Below are 23322 nucleotides of genomic sequence, written 5' to 3'. Positions count from 1 at the left end.
GGTGGTGGGGTCAGCCCTACCAGGGGTCTAGGGGTGGCTTCAGGGTCGCCTCGGGGGTGTTCCGGATATCCTCGGCCTCCTATTCCGGCCAGGATTTTCCTCGTGGTGGAGATCCGGGGGAAAAGACGGGCGGCGGTGTTGCCGCTGGCTGTTGTGGGATTCGTCCTGTCGCTGTTCCCGATTGTTTACCTGCACGTGGCGTCGGTCGGAGAGCTTAGCCCGATCACCCACACGATCAGCGATTACATCTTCGTGGACAACGGCAGCGGTCTGCTGGCCGTCACCGCGCTGTCCCTGGCGGCGGCCTCGGTGGGTCTGCTCGTCGCCCTGGTCCGATCGGGTCTGCCCAGGCGGGGGCCGGTCGCGGTGCTGATGGGGCTGTGGGCGGCGGGGCTGGCGGTGGCCACCGTGTTCCCCACGGACCCCACCGGCGCGCCCACGTCGTTCTCGGGCGCGGTGCACCGGTACGCGGGCGCGGTGATGTTCGCGAGCCTGCCGCTGGCGGGGTGGCTGATTTCCCGGACGTTCATCACGAGTACCACCGTGCGCCGTTTTTCCGTCGCCGCCGGGATCACCTCGGTCGCATTCATGCTGAGCCACGCCGCGGTGGTGTACCCGGGCAGTGGGGCGGTCGTGCTCGGGCTTTTCGAGCGGGTTCTGTTCGCGCTCCTGTACTGCCTGCTGTTCGCCCTGGCCTCGGCCGTCCTCCGCCGTGAGGAGTCGTCATGACGTGGCTCGCCGTCCTGCTCGCGGTCCTCGGGGCCGTGTTCTTCGCATTCGCCGCACGCCTGCAGCACGACGCCGTGCGGGCGAGCGAGGGCGCGTTGCGGGTGCTGGAGCTGCTGCGCAGGCCGCGGTGGCTGCTGGGCCTGGTGTTGCTCGTCCTCGGCGCCGGTGTGCACGCGGCGGCGTTGGGGATGGCGCCGTTGAGCGTGGTGCAGCCGGTCGGGGTGGTCGCCATCGGCATCACGGCCGTGCTCGACGGTCGCCGCCGTGAGCTGCCCGCGGTCGCGTGGACCACGTTCGGCGTCGGGGCTTTCGTGCTCCTGGCCGCGGGCAGCGCGACATCCACGGCGGTGGTGCCGGAGGCCGAGCTGAAGGCCGCTCTCGTGGCGCTCGGCCTGATCGCCGTGCCCGGCCTGGTCGCGGTGCTGGCGACGCGCCCGGCGGTGCGCGCCCTCGGTTTCGGCGCGGCGGGCGGTGTCGCCTACGGCTTCGTCTCCGTGCTCATGCGGTCGGTGTCCCAGGACGTGCAGCAGGGCGGCCTGGCGTGGACGACCGCGTTCTCGGCGGCGGGCATCGTCGTCGCCCTGCTCGTCGGCGGCTGGTTCATCCAGCACGCCTACGCCAGCGGACCGCCGCACCTGGCGGTCGCCTGCCTCACCGTGGTGGACCCGCTCGTCGCCGTCGGCATCGGCGCGGGGCTGCTCGGGGAGGCGACCCGGACCAGCGGCGCGATCGCCGCGGCCGAACTCGTCTGCGCGGCGGTCGCCATCGGCGGTGTCGTCGCACTGGCCCGTACTCGAACCCTTCCCGCAGTTCCCACACGATCGGAGACGACAGTGACCAACGGACGCGCCATGCGGATCGTGATCGCCGCGGAGACGTTCCCACCGGACGTCAACGGCGCGGCCCGCTTCGCCCACCGCCTCGCCACCGGCCTCGCGGGTCGTGGCCACGACGTGCACGTGATCTGCCCGGACCCGGTCGGCAAGGCCGGCACCGAGCACGTCGACGGCATCACCGTGCACCGGCTGCGTTCGCACCGCACGCCGTTCTACAGCGCGTTCCGCATCGGGCTGCCGTGGGAGGTGCGCAAGGACGTCGGGGTGCTGCTGGACGAGCTGCGGCCGGATCTGGTGCACGTCCAGGCGCACTTCGTGGTCGGCCGGTACGTGCTGCGGCGGGCGGCCGCGCTGGGCATCCCGACGGTGGCGACGAACCACTTCATGCCGGAGAACCTGTTCGGCCACGCCCACGTGCCGGTGTGGCTGCAGGGCCTGGCCTCGCGGTGGGCGTACCGGGATCTGGGCCGGGTGTTCGGGTTGGCCGACGTCGTGACCGCGCCGACGCCGCGTGCCGTGCAGCTGTTGCACGACAACGGTTTCCCGCCCCGGGCCGTCCCCGTTTCCTGCGGCATCGACATCGACCGGTACCGGCTGCGGACGCCCGTGCGGCACACCGACGCGCCGACCGTGCTGTTCGTGGGGCGGTTGGACGAGGAGAAGCGGGTGGACGAGCTGCTGCGGGCGCTGGCCCTCGTGCCGCGGCTGCACGCGGAGATCGTGGGCGACGGGTCGTGCCGGGCGGAGTGGGAGCTGCTGGCCCGTGACCTGGGCATCACCGACCGGGTGAGGTTCCGCGGGTTCGTGGGCGAGGACGAGTTGCTGGACGCCTACGCCGGCGCCGACGTGTTCTGCATGCCGGGCGTGGCCGAGTTGCAGAGCCTGGCGACGATGGAGGCGATGGCCGCGGGCAGGCCGGTCGTGGTCGCCGACGCGATGGCGTTGCCGCACCTGTGCAAGCCGGGGCGCAACGGCTGGCTGTTCACGCCGGGCGACGTGCGGGGGCTCGCGGACCGGCTGCACGCCGTCACCGCCGACCCGGCCGTCACCGCCCGGATGGGTGCGGCGAGCAGCGAGATGATCGCCGCCCACGCCATCGACACCACCCTGGACACCTTCGAGTCCCTGTACGCGCGGGCGATCGGCCTGCCCGAGGTCCGGCAGGCCCCGGCCCTCGCCGCCTGAGGCGCGTTATGTGGGTTGTTCCAGCAGGTTGAGGCGCAGCAGGGTGTGGGCGGCGAGGGTGGCGGCGGTGCGGGTGAGCAGGCTCCAGAAGGTCTTGGCTTTGTGGCGGGCAAGGCCGAGGTGCTCGGTGACCTCGGCGAAGACGGTCTCCACCCGGTTGCGCAGCGCGGCCACCGGGCGCCGCCGGGTCTTGCTGAGCCGCTTCCGGTCGGCCTTGCCATGGGCGATGACCACCTGGGTGCCGCGTTCTTCCTGCTCAGCGGCGAACTCCCGGCCCAGGAAGCCCCGGTCGAGCAGCAAGCCCGGCTGGGGCCGTGTCGCCGTCGAGCAGGTCGCAGGCGACCTCGCGTTCCTGGTGCGGCAAAGCGGGGAACAAGCCGGGCTGCTCGCGGGCGACCTCGGCCAGGAACCCGGACTCGCTCGGGCGCGCGAGTAAGTGCCTGACCAGCGCGATCGTGAGCACCTCGGCGTCGCTGCAGGCCGGGCGGACCCCGGTCGGGAGGGGATGGCGATCGCGCCGTCCCGGATCGCGTCATCGACCAGGACGTAGACATGGACGAACAACTCGGCAACCCGCAGCATGGCACCCGGCCTTCGCGGCGATGATCAGGCGTCGACGACTTGATCTATCTGCCACGAAGGCCTCCCCACGTCAAGATCAGCGCATGACACGCCTCAGCCGCCGGCGAGGAACCCCCGGACGAGGTCGGCGAACTGGTCGGGGGCGTCGTGGTGCACGACATGGCCGGTGGGCAACTCGGCCAAGCGCGCACAGCCGGCGCGGCGGGCGATCATCTGCTGGGCGTGCCCGGCGGACAGTTCGTCGCTGCGGGCCCCGCGGACCAGCAGGGTCGGGCAGGCCACCGCCGCCCAGTCATCCCAGTGGTCGCCATTGAGCGCTTTCTGGGACCGCACGGTGTGGTCGATGTCGAAGGAGAACCCCCAGCCGTCGCGTCGGTGGCGGAACGAGCCCGCCAGGTATGGGGCGGCCGGACCGATGGCCGCCGCCAGGGCCTCGCGCGTGGGGGCGCGGCGTGGCAGCCGCAGGGTGAACCCCCAGTCACAGTCCACCAGCGCGCCGATGTCCTCGACGATCAAGGCCGTGACCTGGCCGGGATGCCGGGCGGCGTACTGGTAGGCGTTGACCCCGCCCAGCGAATGGCCCAGCACCGCCGCCGGGCCAACGCCCACATGGCGATGGAACGCCGCGACATCGGCGACATAGCCGTCGCGCCCGTAAGCCGGGGCGCGGTCGGACTCACCATGCCCACGCTGGTCCAACGCGAGCACCCGCCACCGCGGGCCCAACGCCTCGGCCAGCGGCGCGAACACGGACGCCTCGTTGTAATGCCCATGCAAGGCCAACAGCGGAGCGCCCCGCCCTCCGTAGTCCAGAAACGACAACCGCCGCCCGTCGGCTGTGAAGAATCCACGCACGACCCGCACCCTAAAACACCACACCGACATCCCAGTCCGCACGCTGCCCCATGCCAACATCAACCCACATAACGCGCCTGAGGCCCACCGGACGGCCGGCTCCGCACCGGGGGAGCCGGCCGTCGCGCGTCTCCCGCCCGTGGCGGTGCTCGCCGGCATGATCGAGCGCGTGCCGATTCCCAGAGCAGTCGCGGTGGTCGTCGACGGCCCTCGGGCACTCGTCATCAAGCGCTACCTCAGGCGCGAGTCCTCCGGGTCCTGCGCCATGTGCGAGGACGCCGGCCGGACGGGACCGAGGTGCCCCGGCCACCACTACGCGGTCCTGCCCGGCGGTCACGTCGAAGAGGGGGAGAGCCCCGAAACGGCGGCACTGCGCGAGCTGACCGAGGAGACGACGCTCCAGGCCAGGATCGACCGACTGCTGTGGACGGGCAGGCACAACGGCCGACCGGCCTCGTACTTCCTGATGACCGACGTCACCGGCACGCCGGTCCTGTCCGGGGACGAGGCCGACGAGCACGGTCCGGACAACAGCTTCGAACTCAGGTGGGCGACGGCCGACGAGTTCGACCGGTTGAACCTCCACCCGGCCGACGTCCGGGAGCCTCTCGCCCGACTGCTGGCACGTGGACGCTGACCTCGCCGTCAGTCGACCGTTGCCGTCAGTCGACCGTTGCCGTCAGTCGACCGTTGCCGTCAGTCGACGTCCTCGCCGGTGGAGGACAGGCGGACCGCGCGGTGCGCCACGCGGAGGCCGGCGGGGCTCAGCCGGGGCTTGCCGGAGTCGTCCAGCTCGGTGAGGAACTTGAACAGCATCCCGTGGCCCTCCAGCCGCTTCAGCAGCGCGTCGGCCGCGCCCGCCGGTTCGAAGTCCACAATGGACATCTGCTCGACCAGTGACGTGGCGATGGTCCGCCTGGCCCGCAACGGCACCCACCACGTCGTCACCAACAGCAGCAGCAGGCCGAACGCCAGCGCCGTGCCCAGCACCGCCTCCCAGCCGGTGAACCGCAGCCCGAACACCTGCACCACCGCGGCGACGATCAGCAGCACCGACCCGTACACCGCGGCCCACCCGGCGGTCGCGGACGCGGGCGGCTCGGCGGCCTCCGTGTCCCACACCCCGTCCACCTGCCGCCACCGCCGCAGCGAACTGCCCAGCACGTACGACGCGCTCGCGCCGAACACGATCGCGACCACCGTGCCCACGACCACCAGCGCCGGGTTCAGGTCGTACAGCCGGTACCGCACCACGGCCCACACGCCGACCACGATCGCCGCCGCCACCAGCACCCGCACCAGCAGCCGGGGCTTGAGCCGGATCTTGCCGATCACGGCGAGCGGCGTGCCCACCGGCGCGGGCAGGCTGCCGATGATCAGCAACCCCACCACGACCAGCAGCACACCGCCGACCGCCACCATCCCCGTCACGGCCTGCTCACCGGTCTGACCCGACGCCAGCGCGTCACGTGTCCGGTCGATCGCCACCGTGACCAGCGGGATCACCGGTGACAGCAGCACCAGCCCGTGCAGCAGCGTCCCGGACCGCAGCGCGGCGTAGCCGAACGCGGCCAGCAGCGTGCCGCCGCCGAACGCCGCCGACGGACCGACCGCCCACGGCGGCAGCAGGTCGAACAACGCCAGCACCAGCAGCGCCCCGCCCAACGCGAACCCCAGCAGCCCCAGGAACTGCGCCAACCGGCCGCCCCTGGTCAACCCGGTGATCGTCCAGTACGGCAGCAGCGCCGCCCCGCGCAACGTCCTGGTCAGCGGTTTCGCCGTGCCCAGCCCGGAGTTCTCGCTGTCGGCCACGGTGATCGCCACGGCCGCCGCCGTCGCCGCCGTCCGGATCACCTGGTCGCTGCTCGCCTCCTGCACCAGCGGCTCACGCCCGATACCCGCCCGGTCGAACGCGGCCAACCCCCGCATACCCACCTCGACGCGTTCCGCGTCCGTGCGCACGGGCAGCCGGGCCAGCAGCGCGGCCTGCTCCTCCAGGAACAGCTCGCCGCGCGACCGCCGGTCCGCGCCCTCGTGCCGGTCGGCCAGGATCGCGGCCCGCAGAGCGGGCAGCTCCTCGCAGATGATCCGGGTGTGCAGCCCCCACGCCGCCAGCTCGGCCAACGCCGCGCACGTCGGCGGGTGGTCGCCGTCCGGGGCGGCGTACACCTTCGCCAGCTCCGCCTTCGCCCGCGTGACGCACGGCTCCAGCTCGTCCGGCAGCCCGTCGCCGAACAGCTTCGCCACCAGCTCGTCCACCTTGGCCGCGGCCCGCTCGTCCGGGTCGCCGCCCGCGCCGGTCATCCGGTCCACCCGCAGCAGGCGCTTCGGGTCGAACACGACCTTGCACAGCATGGTGGCGCCGTCGAGCCGACCCCAGATCCAGTCGTTGACCCGCCAGGACCGCTTGAGGAACCCGGAGAACCGGTTCAGCGACGCGCCGCCCGCCTTGTCCTCGGCGGTGAGGCTGTAGTCGGCGAACGCGTTGCGCGTCTGGAGGCTGATCTGCACCAGCTCCACCGCCTGGTCGAGGCCGTCGCGGGTGTCGTCGGCCAGGCACGTGGCCGCGACCTCCAGCGCCAGCACCCGGGACAGCCACAGGTCGCCCGCCACCAGCCCCACCTCGGCCTCCGCGTCGGTGCGCGGCTCGGTCAGCAGCCGGTGCCACGACCGCAGCGCGCCCACCCGCAGCTGGTCGTCGTCCAGCTGGTCGAGGATGTCGTGCGCGTCGCCGAGGGCGCCCGCGATCCGCTCCACCTGCTCCCGCACCCGCTGCCCGACGCCGTCGGGTTCGTCCAGCATCTTCTGCGCGAACCGGTGGACCCGCCGTTCCCAGTACCGCTGGTCCAGCGCCTCCGGCTCGCTTGTGGTCCAGTGCCCGTCCAGCTCGACCCGGGCCGCGCGCAGCTTCGCCCGCACGTCGAACAGGTTCGTGCGGGCCAACGCGAGCCGCTGCGCGTCCGGCATCACCCACACCAGGCGTTTGAGCAGGTCCATCGCGGCGGACGCGAGCCGGTCCGCCATCGTGATGCCCCACGGCCAGCCGTGCTCCGGCAACGCGGCCGGCTGCGGTGTCGTCGGCACGTACGGCACCTTGCCGCGTTCGGCGCGGTACTCCCGCTGCGCCGCCTCGGCCGCCGCGCGGACCCGTTCGAACGTCCAGCCGGCGGCGTTCGCGCCCGGCACCTCGAACTGGCGGGTCGTGACGTCGCGGGCGGCGTGCCGGATGCGCACGTCCTCGTAGTGGTCGTGCAGGGTCGCGGCCAGCGCGTACAGCTTCCCGGTGACCGAACCGCCCGAGGCGAGCCGGTCCAGCAGGGCGTTGCGCCCGCCGCGCCGGGACGCCGCGTCGCGGTTGTGCTCCTCGATGCGCTCGACGTACGTGCGGCCGCTCTGGCTGGTCAGCGCCTGGAGGAGCTTGCCGCCGGTGGCGATGGTGCTGGGCAGCGCGCCGTCCACCGGTGCCACCGGCTCCACGACCGCGTCGGGCGCGTGCGGGAACACCAGCAGCATCACCCGCCGCACCGGGCCTTCGGCGGGCATCCGGTCGATGGCCTCCAACGCCTCCTTGGTCGGCGTGTTGACCAGCACGCCGCCGTCGACCGCGTAGCGGGACCGGTTGTCGACGTCGTTGGCCCAGGACGCGACCTCGGCCATGTTCGGCTTGTCGCCGTCGGGCGCGCCGGGTGCGACCGGGATGAACGAGGGCTCGAACGCGAACGGGAACGAGGCCGACGAGCGCGCGGCCAGCGCCATCCGGCCGACCAGCGTCGGCAGCTTGTCCGCGGTGAAGTCGTCCCGGCCGCCGGGGTCGCGGCGGAACGAGAAGCTGCCCTGGTGGGACGCCTGCACCAGGGTCTGGCCGAGGTCGTCGTGGGTGACCGTGGGCACGCCCGCGAGCAGGGTCGTCGTGATCCGCAGGTCCACCGGCCGGTCGTCCTGCGGGGTGGGCTGGAAGTCCGTGGTCAGGCGCTCCAACGCCTCCCGGAGCCTCGGCAGGAAGAACTCGTCGCCTCGCAGCAGCGACACCGGCTGCCCCCGGAACGGCGTCCGCAGCAACTGCTCCATCCGCCCCTGCTCGGCCCACAGGTCACGCAGCCGTTCCAGCCGGGCATTGGCGTTGACTTGCGACAACGCCAACGCGGCACCGTTGATGCCGCCCGCCGACGTGCCGGTGATGACGTCGGCGCGTGCCGTGCTGCCGACCATGTCCAACAGGTCCGCGTACGGCCCGTCACCCCTGGTCAGCCGATCGAGTTCGAGCACCACCCCGCCCATCCAGACGGCGAGGCTCACACCCCCGTTGAGCACGACCGCGAACCGGATCTCCTCCTGCGGCACGTCGACCACCACGCACTCCCTCCCCGGATTGCGCCCCGATCTTCCCGTACCGATGTCTCGCCCACCCGCCCCACCGCATTACACCCACCCGAGAGTCGAACCTCCAGGTACCGAGAGTCGAACCTCCAGGTACCGAGAGTCGAACGCTCAGGTACCCCGAGTTCAACACTCGCGTAGAGCGCCTCGGCCCACGAACGTTGAACTCGGGGTACCTGAAGGTTCGACTCACCGGACCTGAGTGTTCGACTCTCGGTACCTGAGTGTTCGACTCTCGGTTAGGCGGAGCCTGGGAGGGGGTCGCGTCTGATCAGGGGGATGATCTGTTTGCGGGCTACGAACAGGCAGAGGGCGAACGCGATCGCGGCGGCCGTCACGGCCTGCGGCACGATGTAGGCGCGCCCGTCGAACGCCGAACCGGTCGGCGGCAGGATCACCGCGATCACCGCGCTCGCCGTGGTCGCGAAGACCCGGAACCGGCGCGCCAGCACGGCCGTGGCCAGCGGCAACGCCGCCCACAGCACGTACCACGGCTGGAGCACCGGCCCCAGCACCAGCACCGCGCCCAGACCCGCGCCCAGGCCGTTGACCGCCTTGATCCGCCCCCGGAACGCCTTCCACATCAGCGTCGCCACGATCACCACCGACACCGCCTGCGTCACGATCCGCATCAGCACGATCATCGACTCGGTGTGGTTGCCGAGCCCGAGCAGCAGCCCCAGCCCGCCGCCCATGAACCCCATCGCGGTGGGCGGCGACATCCAGCTCTTCACCGTGCTGGCCACGTTCAGCGTCTCCACCCAGCCGAACCCGAGCCCGGTGCCGACGCACGTGCCGACCATCACCACCCCGGAGATGACGAACAGCAGCAGCGCCGCCCGCAGCAGATCGGAGAACCGCCCGCCCAACCGCCGCGCGATCATCACGCCCAGGAACCCCAGCGCCAGCGCGGCCGGGATCTTCACCGCCGCACCCAACGTGATCATGGTCGCCCCGAGCACGATCCACAGCAGCTCTTCCCGCGTCATCGGCGTGCCCGGCGTCACCGGCATCCTGCGCAACGCCAACTCCAGCCCCACCAGCATCAGGCCGATGGCCAGCCCTTCGTTGTGCACGCCCACGACCAGGTGGAACAGCACCAGCGGGTTCGCCGCGCCCAGCCACAGCGCGCTCACCGGCGGCACGCCGAAGCGCCGCGCCAGCCGGGGGAGCGCCCACACGATCATCGCCAGCCCCAGCAGCACCAGCAGCCGGTGCAGGAAGATGCCGGGCAGCACGCTGTCGCCGGTCACCATCGAGATGACCCGCCCGGCGGCCAGGAACAGCGGTCCGTAGGGCGCGGGCGTCTCGCGCCATATGTTCGGCACGTTCTTCGTCAACGGGTGCTCGACGCCCAGCGCCGTGGCCGGACCCAGCTCGTACGGGTCCTGCCCGTTGGCCGCGATCTGCGACTGCGCCAGGTAGCTGTAGACGTCCCGGCTGAACATGGGCAGCACGAACACCAGCGGCGTGATCCACATCAGCAGCGTGCGGTCGAGCTGGCTGCGCGACATCAGCCGGGGACGCCCCGGCCGGGCGAACCGGCCCAGCCACAGCCACGCCGACACGATCAGGAACATGCCGGTCCAGACCGCGCCCATGGACGCGCTGGGCATCCGCACGAACAGCCCCAGCAGCGGCGTGCCCGGCAGCGGGCTGAACACGGGCGCGGCGCCCGACCCGAGCGAGCCGACGGCCACCAGCAGCGCGCCCACGGTGCCCCAGCGGCGGATGACGTCGAGCTGCCGCCGTTCCGGGGCGTCGAGAGGTGCTGCCTCGCCGATCGTGTCCCGGTTCGCCATCACCATTCCGCCCGCCGCCACGTCCGCAGGGTAGCGACCGGCCGGATCGCGTGAGTCGGGTCACCCGACCCGGGGCGATCTTTGCGACCGGCCGGTAAATACGCAACACTGGTGTTGTGAAAAACGCCGGGACCGATTCGACCGCCGTGCCGTCCGGGCACGACGGGCGTACCCGGCACGCCGTCGCACGGCTGCTGTTGGAGCAGGGTCCGGTCGCCGCGGCCTCGGTCGCGGAGCAGCTGGGCCTCAGCCCCACGGCGGTGCGTCGGCACATCGACGCGCTGGTGGCCGACGGTGAGGCGACCGGCAGGGAGGCGCCCCGACGGGGCCAGCGAGGCCGGGGGCGCCCGGCCAAGCTCTTCCTGCTGACCGAGCAGGGGCGTTCCCGGTTCGGGCACGCCTACGACGACCTCGCCGTGGCCGCGCTGCGGTTCCTCGCCGAACAGGGCGGGGAGGAGGCGGTACGGGCCTTCGCCGAGCGCCGGGTGGCCTCACTCGTCGACCAGCACCGTGCGGCCATCGTGGCCCAGCCGGACGCCGCGGAACGGGCCAAGGCCCTCGCGGTGGCGTTGACCAGGGAGGGTTACGCTGCCTCGGCCCGCCACGTGGGCGCGGGGGAGCAGCTCTGCCAGCACCTGTGCCCGGTGGCGCACGTCGCGGCCGAGTTCCCGCAGCTGTGCGAGACCGAGACGGCGGCGTTCGCCGACCTGCTCGGCACGCACGTCCAGCGCCTGGCCACCATCGCCCGCGGCGATGCCGTGTGCACGACGCACATCCCGAACACACCCCGGATCCCAGATGGAGGGGAGCCCGCATGACTGCCGCTGCCGAGCAGCGCACCACCACAGCCCCGCTCACCCAGGAAGAGACCCTGGCGAGCATCGGCAACTACGAGTTCGGCTGGTCCGACTCGGACGTGGCAGGCGCGAGCGCTCGCCGGGGCCTGAACGAGGACGTCGTTCGGGACATCTCGGCGAAGAAGAACGAGCCCGAGTGGATGCTGGAGTTCCGGCTGAAGGCGCTTCGCCTGTTCGACCGCAAGCCGATGCCGACCTGGGGTTCCGACCTGTCGGGCATCGACTTCGACAACATCAAGTACTTCGTCCGGTCGACCGAGAAGCAGGCGGCGACCTGGGACGACCTGCCCGACGAGATCAAGAACACCTACGACCGCCTCGGCATCCCGGAGGCGGAGAAGCAGCGCCTGGTCTCCGGCGTCGCGGCCCAGTACGAGTCCGAGGTCGTCTACCACAAGATCCGCGAGGACCTCGAGGAACAGGGCGTCATCTTCCTCGACACGGACACCGCGCTCAGGGAGCACCCGGAGCTGTTCAAGGAGTACTTCGGCTCCGTCATCCCCTCGGGTGACAACAAGTTCTCCGCGCTGAACTCCGCGGTGTGGTCCGGCGGCTCGTTCATCTACGTGCCGAAGGGTGTCCACGTCGACATCCCGCTGCAGGCCTACTTCCGGATCAACACCGAGAACATGGGCCAGTTCGAGCGCACGCTGATCATCGTCGACGAAGGCGCCTACGTGCACTACGTCGAGGGCTGCACCGCGCCGATCTACTCGTCGGACTCGCTGCACTCCGCCGTCGTGGAGATCATCGTCAAGAAGGGTGGTCGCTGCCGCTACACGACCATCCAGAACTGGTCGAACAACGTCTACAACCTGGTCACCAAGCGCGCCAAGGCCGAAGAGGGCGCGACCATGGAGTGGATCGACGGCAACATCGGCTCCAAGGTCACCATGAAGTACCCGGCCGTGTTCCTGATGGGCGAGCACGCCAAGGGCGAGGTCCTCTCGATCGCGTTCGCGGGCGAGGGCCAGCACCAGGACGCCGGCGCGAAGATGGTCCACATGGCGCCGTACACGTCTTCCACGATCGTGTCGAAGTCGGTGGCGCGCGGCGGTGGCCGCACCTCCTACCGCGGCCTCGTGCAGGTCAACAAGCGGGCGCACCACTCGAAGTCCACGGTCAAGTGCGACGCGCTGCTGGTGGACAACATCAGCCGCTCGGACACCTACCCGTACGTCGACGTCCGCGAGGACGACGTGTCGATGGGCCACGAGGCCACGGTCTCGAAGGTCTCCGAGGACCAGCTGTTCTACCTGATGTCCCGCGGTCTCAACGAGGACGAGGCCATGGCGATGATCGTGCGCGGGTTCGTCGAGCCCATCGCGCGCGAGCTGCCCATGGAGTACGCGCTCGAGTTGAACCGCCTGATCGAGCTTCAGATGGAAGGGGCCGTCGGCTGACATGGCCGTCACCACCGAACAGCAGCAACACGGCCTGACGGCCCACTCGCACGGTCGCGCCGAAAAGACGGGCTCAGCCCCGATCTCCTCGCGCGCGGACCACTTCACGTCCTTCGACGTGAACGCGTTCGAGGTTCCCGGCGGTCGCGAGGAGATCTGGCGCTTCACCCCCATGAAGCGCCTGGCCAACCTGCACAACGGGGCCGAGGCCACCGGCAAGGCGGCGGTCGACGTCAAGGCGCCCGAGGGCGTCGTGGTCGAGACCGTCGGCCGTGACGACGCGCGGCTGGGCGTCGCGGGAACCCCCGGTGACCGCGTCGCCGCCCAGGCGTGGTCGGCGTTCACCGAGGCCACCGTCGTCACCCTCCCCGGTGACGCGAAGTCCGAGCCGACCACGATCACCGTGACCGGCGCGGGCGAGGGCCAAGTCGCCTACGGCCACCTCCACGTGCACGCCAAGCAGTTCGCCGAGGCCGTCGTCGTCATCGACCACCGCGGCTCCGGCGCGTACGCCGACAACGTGGAGTTCGTCGTCGGCGACGGCGCGCACCTCACCGTGGTCGCCATCCAGGACTGGGCCGACGACGCGGTGCACGTGTCCTCGCACCACGCCAAGCTCGGCCGCGACGCCACGTTCCGGCACACCGTCATCACCCTCGGTGGCAACGTCGTCCGGCTCACCCCGGTGGTCACCTACAGCGGGCGCGGCGGCGACGCCGAACTCCTCGGCCTGTACTTCGCCGACGCGGGCCAGCACCTGGAGCACCGCACCTTCATCGACCACGCGGAGTCCAACTGCCGCAGCAACGTGGTCTACAAGGGTGCCCTCCAGGGCGAGGACGCGCACACCGTGTGGATCGGCGACGTGCTGATCCGCGCCGCCGCCCAGGGCACCGAGACGTTCGAGCTGAACCGCAACCTGGTGCTCACCGACGGCGCGCGCGCCGACTCGGTGCCCAACCTGGAGATCGAGACCGGCGAGATCGAGGGCGCGGGCCACGCCAGCGCCACCGGCCGGTTCGACGACGAGCAGCTGTTCTACCTCCAGGCCCGCGGCATCCCGGAGGACCAGGCCCGCAGGCTGGTCGTGCGCGGGTTCTTCCACGAGATCCTGCTCAAGATCGCCGTTCCCGAGGTGCGCGAGCGCCTGGAAGCCGCCATCGAGGCGGAACTCGAAGCGGTGGGCGTGTGATCAGGGTGTGCTCGCTGACCGACCTCGACGACCGCAAGCCCGCGGCGTTCGAGGTCGGCGACGAGTACACCCCGGTCCTGCTCGTCCGCGACGGCGACACCGTGCACGCGCTGCGCGACCTGTGCACGCACGCCGAACTCGCGCTCAGCGAGGGCGAGGTGACGCGCAAGGGCGTGGAGTGCTGGCTGCACGGGTCGTGCTTCGACCTGCGCACCGGCCGCCCGTCCTCGCCGCCCGCCACCGAGCCGGTCGACGTGTTCGCCGTCGAACTCCGCGGGGGTGACGTCTACGTGGACGTCACCACACCTACGAACTGACTTCCGCTCGTCACACCAGGAGAACGAACCGCCAATGGCCACTCTGGAGATCAAGGACCTGCACGTCTCGGTCAACACCGACGAGGGCTCCAAGGAGATCCTCAAGGGCGTCGACCTGACCATCAACGCAGGCGAGACCCACGCCATCATGGGCCCCAACGGCTCGGGCAAGTCCACCCTGTCCTACGCCATCGCCGGCCACCCCAAGTACGAGATCACCTCCGGCAGCGTGCTGCTGGACGGCGAGAACGTGCTGGACATGACCGTGGACGAGCGCGCCCGCGCGGGTCTCTTCCTCGCCATGCAGTACCCGGTCGAGGTGCCCGGCGTCTCGATGTCGAACTTCCTGCGCACCGCCGCCACCGCCGTGCGCGGCGAGGCCCCGAAGCTGCGCCACTGGGTCAAGGAGGTCAAGGAGGCGATGTCCGACCTGGACATCGACCCGGCCTTCGCCGAGCGCTCGGTCAACGAGGGCTTCTCCGGCGGCGAGAAGAAGCGCCACGAGATCCTCCAGCTCGGGCTGCTCAAGCCGAAGATCGCGATCCTCGACGAGACCGACTCCGGCCTGGACGTCGATGCCCTGCGCGTCGTCTCCGAGGGCGTGAACCGGTTCAAGCAGTCCGGTGACGTCGGCGTCATGCTGATCACGCACTACACCCGGATCCTCAAGTACATCTCGCCCGACTTCGTGCACGTCTTCGCCACCGGGCGCATCGTGGAGTCCGGCGGCCCGGAGCTGGCCGACCAGCTCGAGGCCGAGGGTTACGTGAAGTACATCGGGAAGCAGGAAGCCGCCAGCATCGGCTGACGTTGCACCTGTTCGTGAACTCATATCGAGAGGAGGCGTCGGACCAGTGACCACCACCGCTACTCCACTGGACGTCGCTACCGTCCGGGCGGACTTCCCGATCCTGGGCCGCACCGTGCGGGAAGGCAAGCGGCTGGTCTACCTGGACTCCGGCGCCACCTCGCAACGCCCGAGGCAGGTCCTCGACGCCGAGCGCGCCTTCCTGGAAACCGCCAACGCCGCCGTGCACCGCGGCGCGCACCAGCTGGCCGAGGAGGCCACCGACGCCTACGAAGGCGCCCGGCAGAAGATCGCCGACTTCGTCGGTGTCCAGTACGGCGAGATCGTGTTCACCAAGAACGCGACCGAAGGCGTGAACCTCGTCGCCTACGCGATGGGCAACGCGTCCACCTCCGGCCCCGAGGCCGAGCGGTTCCGCATCGGTCCCGGTGACGAGATCGTGGTCACCGAGATGGAGCACCACGCGAACCTCGTGCCGTGGCAGCAGCTGGCCGCCCGCACGGGTGCCACGCTGCGCTGGTTCGGCGTCACCGACGAGGGCAGGCTCGACCTGTCGAACCTGGACGAGCTGGTCAACGCCAAGACCAAGGTCGTCGCGTTCACCCACCAGTCCAACGTGCTCGGCACCGTCAACCCGGTTCGCACCCTTGCGGACGCGGCACGCGCGGTGGGTGCGCTCACCGTGCTCGACGCCTGCCAGTCCGTGCCGCACGGCCCGGTCGACTTCAAGGCGCTGGGCGTGGACTTCGCGGTGTTCAGCGGCCACAAGATGCTCGGCCCGTCCGGCATCGGCGTCCTCTACGGCCGCCGCGAGCTGCTGGAGACCCTGCCGCCGTTCCTCACCGGCGGTTCGATGATCGAGATGGTCCACATGGCGAAGTCCACCTTCGCCCCGCCGCCCGCGCGGTTCGAGGCGGGCGTGCCCATGACGTCGCAGGCCGTGGCGCTGGGCGCGGCGGTGGACTACCTCAACGCCATCGGCATGGACCGGATCGCCGCGCACGAGCACGTGCTCACCGAGGCGGCGCTGCGCGGTCTCACCGAGATCCCCGGCGTGCGGATCGTCGGACCACCGGACGTCGTCGACCGCGGCGGCGCGGTGTCGTTCGTCGTGGACGGCATCCACGCGCACGACGCCGGCCAGGTGCTCGACAGCCTGGGCGTCGCGGTGCGCGTCGGCCACCACTGCGCGTGGCCCCTGCACCGGCGGATGGATGCCGCCGCCACGGTGCGGGCCAGCTTCTACCTGTACAACACGTTGGACGAGGTGACCGCCCTGGTCGACGCCGTCCGCGAGGCGCAGAAGTTCTTCGGCGTCCGATGACTCTTGGGTGGGCGTGAGATGCAGCTGCAGCAGATGTACCAGGAGATCATCCTGGACCACTACAAGAACCCGCACGGTCGCGGTCTGCGCGACCCGTTCGACGCCGAGTCGCACCAGATCAACCCGACCTGCGGCGACGAGGTGACGTTGCGGGTCAGCCTCGACGGCGAGACCGTGCGCGACGTGTCGTACGACGGCCAGGGCTGTTCCATCAGCCAGGCCTCCACGTCGGTGATGACCGACCTGGTGGTGGGCAAGCCGCTCGGCGAGGCGTTCAAGAAGATGGACGCGTTCGTGGAGCTCATGCAGGGCCGCGGCCAGGTCGAACCCGACGAGGACGTCCTGGAGGACGGCATCGCGTTCGCGGGCGTGGCGCAGTACCCGGCGCGCGTGAAGTGCGCGCTGCTGGGCTGGATGGCTTTCAAGGACGCGGTGGCACGCAGCGAGGGAGCAAAGGCATGACCGCCGAAGAGGACGTGGTGCGCGGCATCGAGGGCATGCCCGAGCCGCCCGCGCCGAAGGCAGACGTGGCAGCCCTGGACGACGTCGAGGAGGCCATGCGCGACGTGGTCGACCCCGAGTTGGGCATCAACGTCGTGGACCTGGGCTTGGTCTACGACATCCGGGTGGACGAGGACAACGTCGCGCTCATCGACATGACCCTGACGTCGGCGGCGTGCCCGCTCACCGACGTCATCGAGGACCAGACGCGGTCGGCGCTGGTCGGCGGTGGCGGCGGCGGGATCGTCAACGACTTCCGCATCAACTGGGTCTGGATGCCCCCGTGGGGCCCGGAGAAGATCACCGACGACGGCCGCGAACAACTGCGCGCCCTCGGCTTCACGGTCTGACCCGCTTCACCGGCCTCGGAGCGCCACGGCCCGACACCGGACCGCTCACGGCACTCCGAACGCTTCGCAGGGGTCCCCGCCAGGGGACCCCTGCTTTGATCTTACCGGCGGGGTCCGACATTTCCGGCCCCTCGACCGCGGCCGTACACGATCACCGGCCGTACACGATCACCAGCCGTGCACGGGCCGCGTCAGCGGGCGTACACGCGCTCCACGAACTCCGCGATCTGACTCTCGTCCAAGTGCCGGGCGATGTCCGCCTCCGACACCATCCCGACCAACCGGTGCTGCTCGATCACCGGCACCCGGCGGATCTGGTTGTCCTCCATCGTCCGCAGGACGTGCTGCAGGTCGTCCTGCGCGTCCACCCAGTGCAGGTGCCCGGACATCTCCCTGGCCTTCATCGACGAGGGGTCCCGACCCTCGGCCACGCAGCGCAGCACGATGTCGCGATCGGTGATGATGCCGTGCAACTTGTCGTCCTTGCCGCAGATCGGCAACGAGCCGACGCCCAGATCCCGCATCATCCGAGCCGCGTCGAGCAGGCTCTGGTCCTCCTTGATGCACTGGACACCGGCGTTCATGATCTCCCGTGCGGTGGTCATGCCGAACCTCCTTGTTCGCGTATGACCAGGATGCGCCCGCCGCCGGATCTCAGCACCTCGACCGGCCGGCGACCCGAACCGACCCGAACCGACCTGAACCGACCCGAACCGGCGCCCGCGCGGGGCGCCTACGTCTGCGCCACCAACATCTCCACCACGTCCGCGAGCGACCCACGACGCCGGTAGGCCTGCCGCTGCCGGACCGCACCGGTCCCGTCCAGCAGCAACCGGTCGATCCCCTCGGTCACCAAGTCCTCGTCCCCGGCCTCGCGCAACGCCGGACGCGTCCAGTCCACCAGCGAACGCACCATGTCCACCGCCGGCACCAGCCGACCGCTGTGCGGCTCGATCCCCGCACCGTCCAACCCGTCCCGCGCCGCCCGCCACAACGCCGTCCGCAACGCCAGGTCCGGCACCCGGTGCGCGGGCAGCCCGGCCATCGCGGTCCCCGCGATCGCCCGCACCAGTGCCGCGAGCAACACGGCCTCGTCCACGGTCGACGCCACGTCGCACACCCGCAGCTCCACCGTCGGGTGCCTGGCCGACAGCCGGACGTCCCAGTAGACCATCGCCGAGTCCAACACCGCCCCGGCCGACCGCAGCACCCCCGTGTTCCGGTGGTAGTCCTCCACCGACTCGAACCACGGCGGAGCGCCCGCCGAAGGCCAAGGGCTCCACGCCAGGTAACGCCAACTCGCGTACCCCGTGTCCCGCCCGTCCGAGAACGGCGAGTTCGCGCTCATCGCCAACAGCACCGGCAGCCACTGCCGCAGGTGGTTGCTGACCAGCACCCCGGTCGCCTCGTCCGGGATCCCGATGTGCACGTGGCACCCGCAGATGGTCAGCCCGTCGACCAACGACCCGAACTCGGCGGCGATGGTCCGGTAGCGGTCGCTCTCGGTCAACGGCGGCGGCCGGACACCACCGAGCACCGGCGTCCCGGTCGCCACGATCCGAGCACCGTGCTCGGCCGCCAGCGACGCCAGCGCACGCCGTGCCGTCAGCAGCTCCTCGCGCACCTCGGCCATGCTCCGGCACACCGGCGTGGCGCTCTCCACCTGGTAGCGGGTCATCTCCTGCTGGAGATCCAGCCCGGCGCTCCCACCGCCGAGCACGGCGCCCGCCAGCGGCACCAGCGCCCCGGTTTCGGCGTCGACGAGCAGGAACTCCTCCTCGACCCCCACCGAGAGCGGCAGGTCGGAGACGAATCGCGGAAGGGGTAGGGCGGTAACCTCGCTCACCAGGGACCTCCCTGCACTGGGTAGTCAGCCTGATGCTATGAGTAATCGATCGGTACGGACACGCACCGTTGCGGTGAACTTACTAACTTACCGCCAGATGCGGACCGCCACGTAGCACGTCCACGTGGTCACTGTTGGGTCGTCCCAGCACCCAACTGGTGCCGCGCAGCGATTTCGCGTGCTCCTTCAACGGCGCGAGCAACCGGGACACCTCCCGGTACGAGGCCACCGACCCGGCCGCGCAGATCAACGTCGCCAGCGACAACGTCACCCCGCCCGTCTCCACCTCGAACGGCACGTCCAGCACCCCGGCGGAGAACGGCACGATCTCGTCCAGCCCGGCGACCACCAGGAAGTCGTCACCGCCGACGTGCCCCACCTGCACACCCGGGTACGACGCCGCGCCCTCCGTCAACGACCGCCCGATCGCCCGGATCAGGTCGTCACCGGCCGCGAACCCGGCCGAGTCGTTGACCCGCTTGAACGCGTCCACGTCCAGCCAACCCACCGCGAACAGCTCGCCGCCCAGGATCCGCCGGTCCACCTCGCGCGCGATCGAGTCGCTGCCCGGCAGCCGGGTCAGCGGGTTCAGCGCCGCCGCCTCTTCGACCTTCATCTCGGCCACACCGCGCACCACGTCCGCCACCCGCACCACGCCCAGGCACCGGTCGTCGTCGTCCACGACCACCAGGTCGTCGTTGGTGCGCTCGCGGTTGGCGTGCGCCACCACGTCCAGCAGCTCCAACGCGCTCGACTCCGCGCCGATCAGCTTCGGCTTGTCCGCCAGCCGCGCCGCCTCCCGCTTGGCGTGCAGGGCGTGCCCGAACGGCCCGGTCACCGCCAGCAGGAACCGGTTGCGGTCCACCGTCCAGCGCGGCCGGCCGGACTCGTCCACCAGCACCACGCCGGTGACCGTCGGCTGGTTCGCCAGCACCTCGCGCACCTCCTCGGACGTCGCCGAGTCGGGCAGCGTGGTCGCCGGGTGCAGGAAGTCGGTGACCTTCGGACCGGACTTGCGCCGCAACGGCGCGGTCACCGTGCTGGTGACCGCCTCCGGGTCGTTGACCTCGCTCAACACCGTCGCGATCGTCGCGTCCACCTTGGGCCGCCGCTGCGCGCTCGCCAGCAGGTTGCCCTGCGCGAGCCGCACGCCGAGCCGGCGCAGCGCGGCCAGCTGCGCCTCCGTCTCCACACCCTCCGCCACGATCAGCGAACCGGTGTGCTCGCACAGGTGCTGCAGCGCCTGGACCAGCGCGTACCGCGCGGGGTCGGTGGGCAGCGCCACCACCACCTCGCGGTCCAGCTTGATCACCTCCGGCTGCACCTCGGTCAGCAGCGACAACGGCGTGTCGCCCTCGCCCACGCCGTCCAGACCGATCCGGAACCCGTCCTGGCGCAGCCGCTCGATGCCCTTGACCAGCAGTCGCCGTGGCGCGCGCGAGTACGGCGTGCCGACCTCCACGACCAGGTCGGCCGGTGCGCGCCCGGTGTCGCGCAGCGCGCCGTACAGCGGGGCCATGAGCTCGGGTTTGTCCGCGATCGTCAGCGCGAGCAGGTTCACGTGCAGCGGCACGCCCAGCCCGTGGTCGGCCGCGTGGCGGACCGCGCGGCACGCGAGGGCCACGTCGGTGTTCGCCAGGTACCCCGCGCGGAACGCCATCCGCAGCAGGTCCTGGACGTTGCCGTCGTGCGGTCGGGCCAGTGCTTCGACCGCCACGACCCCTCCGGTGTGGAGGTTGAACAACGGCTGGAAGGCGAAGCGAACGTCGTCCAGCAAGGCGGGCACGCCCCAATCGTGCCTGGTTGATCTTCTTTTGCCGAGGGCGTTAACCAGGTGTTTCCAAAACTTTGGCCGAATGCACAGGGAATACCAGCCGGGCGCGCATGGGCCAGCCCGCCGAGCCGAACAGCCGGAGCATCGCGCGGGCCGTCCCGCGCAGGTCATCGTGCCCGCCGAGGTAGTCGCGTTGAAAACTGCCGGACAAATGGAAAAATTCGTTGAAGAATTCCGGGACCTGGTCGGGCCGCAGTGCCAGCAACGCCGCCAGGCCTCTCAGCCGCAACCGGCGCACCGCCCGTTCGGCCGCCGACCGCGCCACCGGAGATCCGTTCGCGATCATCTCCGCCACCACCGGCGCCCGCCGCAGTGACGCCGCCACGCTGTACCCCGTCGCCGGGTGGATCCACCCGGCCGCCGCGCCGAACGCGCCGTCCCGCGCCCGCCCGTCCAACGGGATGCGCACCCGTTCCTCGTCGTCGGGGACCGGAATGCCGTGCACGGCCAGGCGCGCGTGCAACCGCAGCCGCAGTTCGCGCAGCGGCAGACCCGGCCGGCGGGCCAACGACGTCTCCTCCAACAGCACCTCGTCCGCGGACACCGGGATCGCGTAAAGGAACGTCGGGTCGCTCGTCGTCGCCGCCGGCGGCTTGCGCCAATCCATGATCAGCGCCTCGTCCGCCCCGACGAACGGCGCCGCCAACTCCGCCGGGACCACCACGCCGACCGCCGTCTGCGCCGCCCGACCACCCGCGGCACCGGTCGCGTCGACCACCCGACCGGTCAACACCCTTCCGTCGGCCAACGTCGCGCTCATCTCCGTGTGCCCGACCACCCGACCCGAGATGACCCGCACCTCGTCGGGGAGCCGCCGCAGCCGCTCGTTGTCCAACACCGCGTACCCGCGCGGGATGACGTGTTCGGTGGTCGTCACCGCACGGGCCTTCGACGTCGACACCGCGACCGGGGCGTCGGCAGGCAACTCGTCCACCCACGCCGCGTAGGTCGCCCGCCACGGCCGCGCCGGGTTCGGATCGACCAACGTCGTCCCAAGACCCCTCGCCGCGCACGCCCGCGCCAACGCCCGTCCCGCCGGCCCGCCACCGACGACGACCACGTCCACTTAGCGCTTCTCCGGAGGCTTGGGCGGCAGCACGTTGCTCAGCAGCAGCGGCTGGTACTGCGACACCACGTCCGCCAACTGCGCCACGGTCCGCTCGATCGCCTCCTGCGCCGCGTTGCGCTCCGCGATCACCGCCGACAGCAACAGCGCCGTCAACACCGCCGTCGCGTTGAACGCCTGCAACGTCACCATCCGCACCAGCAGCTCCAGATCCGCGAACGGACCGGTGCTCATCGCCGCACCACGTGCCGCCAGGGTCGTCGCGATCAACGTGCACGGTGCTGTGCCGAGGTGCTGGAAGCGCAACGCCGCCCAGATCAGGAACGGGAACACCAGGTACATCAACCGGATGTCGTTGGTCGTCGCGAACGCCATGACCACCGTCGTGCTCACCAACAGCGCCGCCCACTCCAACCACCAGCGCACGGGACGGTCGCGCGGGCGCAGCGAGCGGAACGCCAAGACGATCGGCACGAACACCAGCACGCCGAGCGCGTCACCGGTCCACCACACCGTCCACGTCGACCAGAACAGGGCACCGTCGATCACGCCGGTCAGCAGCAGCGCGCCGGCGCCGATCGTCGCGCTGACCGCCATGGCCGCGAACGCGCCCAACAAGACCAGCGAGAGCGCGTCACGCGTGCGGTCCATCTTCAGTCGGAAGCCCACCCGCTTGAGCAACAGGTAGGCGACCACCGGGCCGAGGGTGTTGCCCGCGCTGATGAGGACCGTCGCACCGATGTCGGACAGCGAGGCGTTGACCGTGAACGCACCCACCGCGATGCCGGGCCACAACCTCAGCCCGCCCAGCGCCAGGGCGAGCACGGCGATGCCGGTGGGCGGCCACAGCGGGGTCACCTGCTCGTTGACCAACGCCTGGACGAGGCCGAGGCGCGCGCCCAGGTAGTAGCAAGCCGCCACCACGAGGACGTGGAGCGCGTACCGGCCGAGCCGAGGGGAGAGCTGCACCGGCCCAGCATCCACCGTTCCAGGGGGCCGCACCACGCCTAGCTGCGGAGATGCCGAAACCGACCCCCCGATTTGTATCTGCGTGGGCCGGGGTGTAACTTTCTCTCTGCCAGCGCGGAACGGGCCGGAGAGAGACCGGAACGGAGCGCGGCGAGCACAAGCCCCCGGAAACGAATCAGCAGCACAGCGTGCTGCCTCCGCTCCGGTGAGCAGAACAAATTGAATGCCAAGCGAGTTTGTCGCGGAGCCGAGAAGCCGAAACCGGCCGATTTGACACCGCGAAAACGAACGAGCTAAGCTTTCAACACAAGCGAAACACAGAAACACAAAGCCCCGGATTGAACCGCGGTAAGACGCGGGACGTGATGGTGTGCGCGTGTTCTTTGAGAACTCAACAGCGTGCCGAATAGCCAGTAAATTGTATGAACCTCGTCAAGAGGTTTTCCTTTGAGATTGTTACTGGACAACTGACATTATTGTCAGTGTTGT

General features: G+C 70.7%; 20 protein-coding genes. 11 read left to right on the top strand and 9 right to left on the bottom strand.

From position 1 onward, the window contains the following. The first annotated feature begins 102 nt into the window (after positions 1–102). Together FM051_RS39585 and FM051_RS39580 are read left to right on the top strand one after the other, a co-directional pair. Positions 103–729: a DUF998 domain-containing protein gene (locus FM051_RS39585; RefSeq protein ID WP_158852265.1), complete on the top strand. Its 627-nt coding sequence runs from the start codon at positions 103–105 to the stop codon at positions 727–729. Next, complete coding sequence (locus FM051_RS39580; RefSeq protein ID WP_158852264.1) at positions 726–2750, top strand: glycosyltransferase; 2025 nt, start codon at positions 726–728, stop codon at positions 2748–2750. Before FM051_RS39585 ends, FM051_RS39580 begins: the two co-directional genes overlap by 4 nt. A 6-nt stretch (positions 2751–2756) precedes the next feature. Here FM051_RS39580 and FM051_RS39575 read toward each other — a convergent pair whose 3' ends face one another. Together FM051_RS39575 and FM051_RS39570 are read right to left on the bottom strand one after the other, a co-directional pair. Continuing rightward, complete coding sequence (locus FM051_RS39575; RefSeq protein WP_158852263.1) at positions 2757–3050, bottom strand: transposase; 294 nt, start codon at positions 3048–3050, stop codon at positions 2757–2759. A gap of 375 nt (positions 3051–3425) precedes the next feature. After that, positions 3426–4187 carry an alpha/beta fold hydrolase gene (locus tag FM051_RS39570; RefSeq protein WP_238412976.1) on the bottom strand — a complete coding sequence of 254 codons (762 nt, stop codon included), beginning with the start codon at positions 4185–4187 and terminating at the stop codon, positions 3426–3428. A 169-nt stretch (positions 4188–4356) separates the two neighbouring features. On the opposite strand from FM051_RS39570, the gene FM051_RS39565 reads away from it, so the two are divergent. Then, complete coding sequence (locus FM051_RS39565; RefSeq protein ID WP_238412975.1) at positions 4357–4824, top strand: NUDIX hydrolase; 468 nt, start codon at positions 4357–4359, stop codon at positions 4822–4824. 59 nt (positions 4825–4883) lie between these two features. On the opposite strand, the gene FM051_RS39560 is transcribed toward FM051_RS39565, so the two are convergent. Together FM051_RS39560 and mptB are read right to left on the bottom strand one after the other, a co-directional pair. Continuing rightward, the gene (locus tag FM051_RS39560) at positions 4884–8537 is read right to left on the bottom strand and encodes a patatin-like protein (protein ID WP_158852260.1); all 3654 of its coding nucleotides are present in this window, start codon (positions 8535–8537) and stop codon (positions 4884–4886) included. A gap of 266 nt (positions 8538–8803) precedes the next feature. Then, the gene (gene mptB / locus FM051_RS39555) at positions 8804–10372 is read right to left on the bottom strand and encodes a polyprenol phosphomannose-dependent alpha 1,6 mannosyltransferase MptB (RefSeq protein WP_202919250.1); all 1569 of its coding nucleotides are present in this window, start codon (positions 10370–10372) and stop codon (positions 8804–8806) included. Positions 10373–10482: 110 nt separating this feature from the next. Between mptB and FM051_RS39550 the strand changes: the two genes are divergently transcribed. Genes FM051_RS39550 through FM051_RS39515 form a run of 8 tightly spaced genes read left to right on the top strand, consistent with a single transcriptional unit; the run spans position 10483 to position 17118 of the window. Next, entirely contained in the window at positions 10483–11184 is a 702-nt protein-coding gene (locus FM051_RS39550) for a helix-turn-helix transcriptional regulator (RefSeq protein ID WP_158852258.1), read from the top strand. Beyond that, positions 11181–12626, top strand: coding sequence for a Fe-S cluster assembly protein SufB (gene sufB / locus FM051_RS39545; RefSeq protein ID WP_158852257.1), 1446 nt, complete (start codon positions 11181–11183; stop codon positions 12624–12626). The genes FM051_RS39550 and sufB overlap by 4 nt, the downstream gene beginning before the upstream one ends. A 1-nt stretch (position 12627) precedes the next feature. Continuing rightward, positions 12628–13818 carry a Fe-S cluster assembly protein SufD gene (sufD, locus tag FM051_RS39540; RefSeq protein WP_158852256.1) on the top strand — a complete coding sequence of 397 codons (1191 nt, stop codon included), beginning with the start codon at positions 12628–12630 and terminating at the stop codon, positions 13816–13818. Then, positions 13815–14135: a non-heme iron oxygenase ferredoxin subunit gene (locus FM051_RS39535; RefSeq protein WP_158852255.1), complete on the top strand. Its 321-nt coding sequence runs from the start codon at positions 13815–13817 to the stop codon at positions 14133–14135. Before sufD ends, FM051_RS39535 begins: the two co-directional genes overlap by 4 nt. Before the next feature lie 34 nt (positions 14136–14169). Beyond that, positions 14170–14943 (top strand): Fe-S cluster assembly ATPase SufC, encoded by a 774-nt coding sequence (gene sufC, locus FM051_RS39530; RefSeq protein ID WP_158852254.1) that lies wholly within the window; start codon positions 14170–14172, stop codon positions 14941–14943. A 46-nt stretch (positions 14944–14989) separates the two neighbouring features. Continuing rightward, positions 14990–16267, top strand: coding sequence for a cysteine desulfurase (locus FM051_RS39525; RefSeq protein ID WP_158852253.1), 1278 nt, complete (start codon positions 14990–14992; stop codon positions 16265–16267). A gap of 18 nt (positions 16268–16285) precedes the next feature. After that, positions 16286–16729, top strand: a complete 444-nt coding sequence (gene sufU, locus FM051_RS39520) for a Fe-S cluster assembly sulfur transfer protein SufU (RefSeq protein WP_158852252.1) — start codon at positions 16286–16288, stop codon at positions 16727–16729. Further along, positions 16726–17118, top strand: coding sequence for a metal-sulfur cluster assembly factor (locus tag FM051_RS39515; RefSeq protein ID WP_077005795.1), 393 nt, complete (start codon positions 16726–16728; stop codon positions 17116–17118). The genes sufU and FM051_RS39515 overlap by 4 nt, the downstream gene beginning before the upstream one ends. 191 nt (positions 17119–17309) lie before the next feature. On the opposite strand, the gene FM051_RS39510 is transcribed toward FM051_RS39515, so the two are convergent. From FM051_RS39510 to FM051_RS39490, 5 genes are all read right to left on the bottom strand, one after another. Continuing rightward, complete coding sequence (locus tag FM051_RS39510) at positions 17310–17723, bottom strand: CBS domain-containing protein (RefSeq protein WP_158852251.1); 414 nt, start codon at positions 17721–17723, stop codon at positions 17310–17312. Between the two features lie 128 nt (positions 17724–17851). Beyond that, positions 17852–18964, bottom strand: a complete 1113-nt coding sequence (locus FM051_RS39505; RefSeq protein ID WP_158852250.1) for a carboxylate-amine ligase — start codon at positions 18962–18964, stop codon at positions 17852–17854. A gap of 82 nt (positions 18965–19046) precedes the next feature. Beyond that, positions 19047–20750 carry an EAL domain-containing protein gene (locus FM051_RS39500; protein WP_158852249.1) on the bottom strand — a complete coding sequence of 568 codons (1704 nt, stop codon included), beginning with the start codon at positions 20748–20750 and terminating at the stop codon, positions 19047–19049. Between the two features lie 40 nt (positions 20751–20790). Then, positions 20791–21864: a lycopene cyclase family protein gene (locus tag FM051_RS39495; protein ID WP_158852248.1), complete on the bottom strand. Its 1074-nt coding sequence runs from the start codon at positions 21862–21864 to the stop codon at positions 20791–20793. After that, positions 21865–22833, bottom strand: a complete 969-nt coding sequence (locus FM051_RS39490) for an MASE1 domain-containing protein (RefSeq protein ID WP_238412974.1) — start codon at positions 22831–22833, stop codon at positions 21865–21867. Positions 22834–23322: the final 489 nt, after the last annotated feature.

The sequence above is a fragment of the Saccharothrix deserti genome, from assembly GCF_009769385.1.
GTDB lineage: Bacteria > Actinomycetota > Actinomycetes > Mycobacteriales > Pseudonocardiaceae > Actinosynnema > Actinosynnema deserti.
The sequence above is the reverse complement of the archived record's forward strand: the minus strand, read 5'-3'. Positions and strand labels throughout refer to the sequence as shown.

Bases quoted from the DNA above. Each gene is read 5' to 3' on its own strand.
- FM051_RS39510 (WP_158852251.1), bottom strand. From the start codon at position 17,723: ATGACCACCGCACGGGAGATCATGAACGCCGGTGTCCAGTGCATCAAG.
- sufB (WP_158852257.1), top strand. From the start codon at position 11,181: ATGACTGCCGCTGCCGAGCAGCGCACCACCACAGCCCCGCTCACCCAG.
- FM051_RS39580 (WP_158852264.1), top strand. From the start codon at position 726: ATGACGTGGCTCGCCGTCCTGCTCGCGGTCCTCGGGGCCGTGTTCTTC.
- sufC (WP_158852254.1), top strand. From the start codon at position 14,170: ATGGCCACTCTGGAGATCAAGGACCTGCACGTCTCGGTCAACACCGAC.
- mptB (WP_202919250.1), bottom strand. From the start codon at position 10,372: ATGGTGATGGCGAACCGGGACACGATCGGCGAGGCAGCACCTCTCGAC.
- sufU (WP_158852252.1), top strand. From the start codon at position 16,286: ATGCAGCTGCAGCAGATGTACCAGGAGATCATCCTGGACCACTACAAG.
- sufD (WP_158852256.1), top strand. From the start codon at position 12,628: ATGGCCGTCACCACCGAACAGCAGCAACACGGCCTGACGGCCCACTCG.
- FM051_RS39515 (WP_077005795.1), top strand. From the start codon at position 16,726: ATGACCGCCGAAGAGGACGTGGTGCGCGGCATCGAGGGCATGCCCGAG.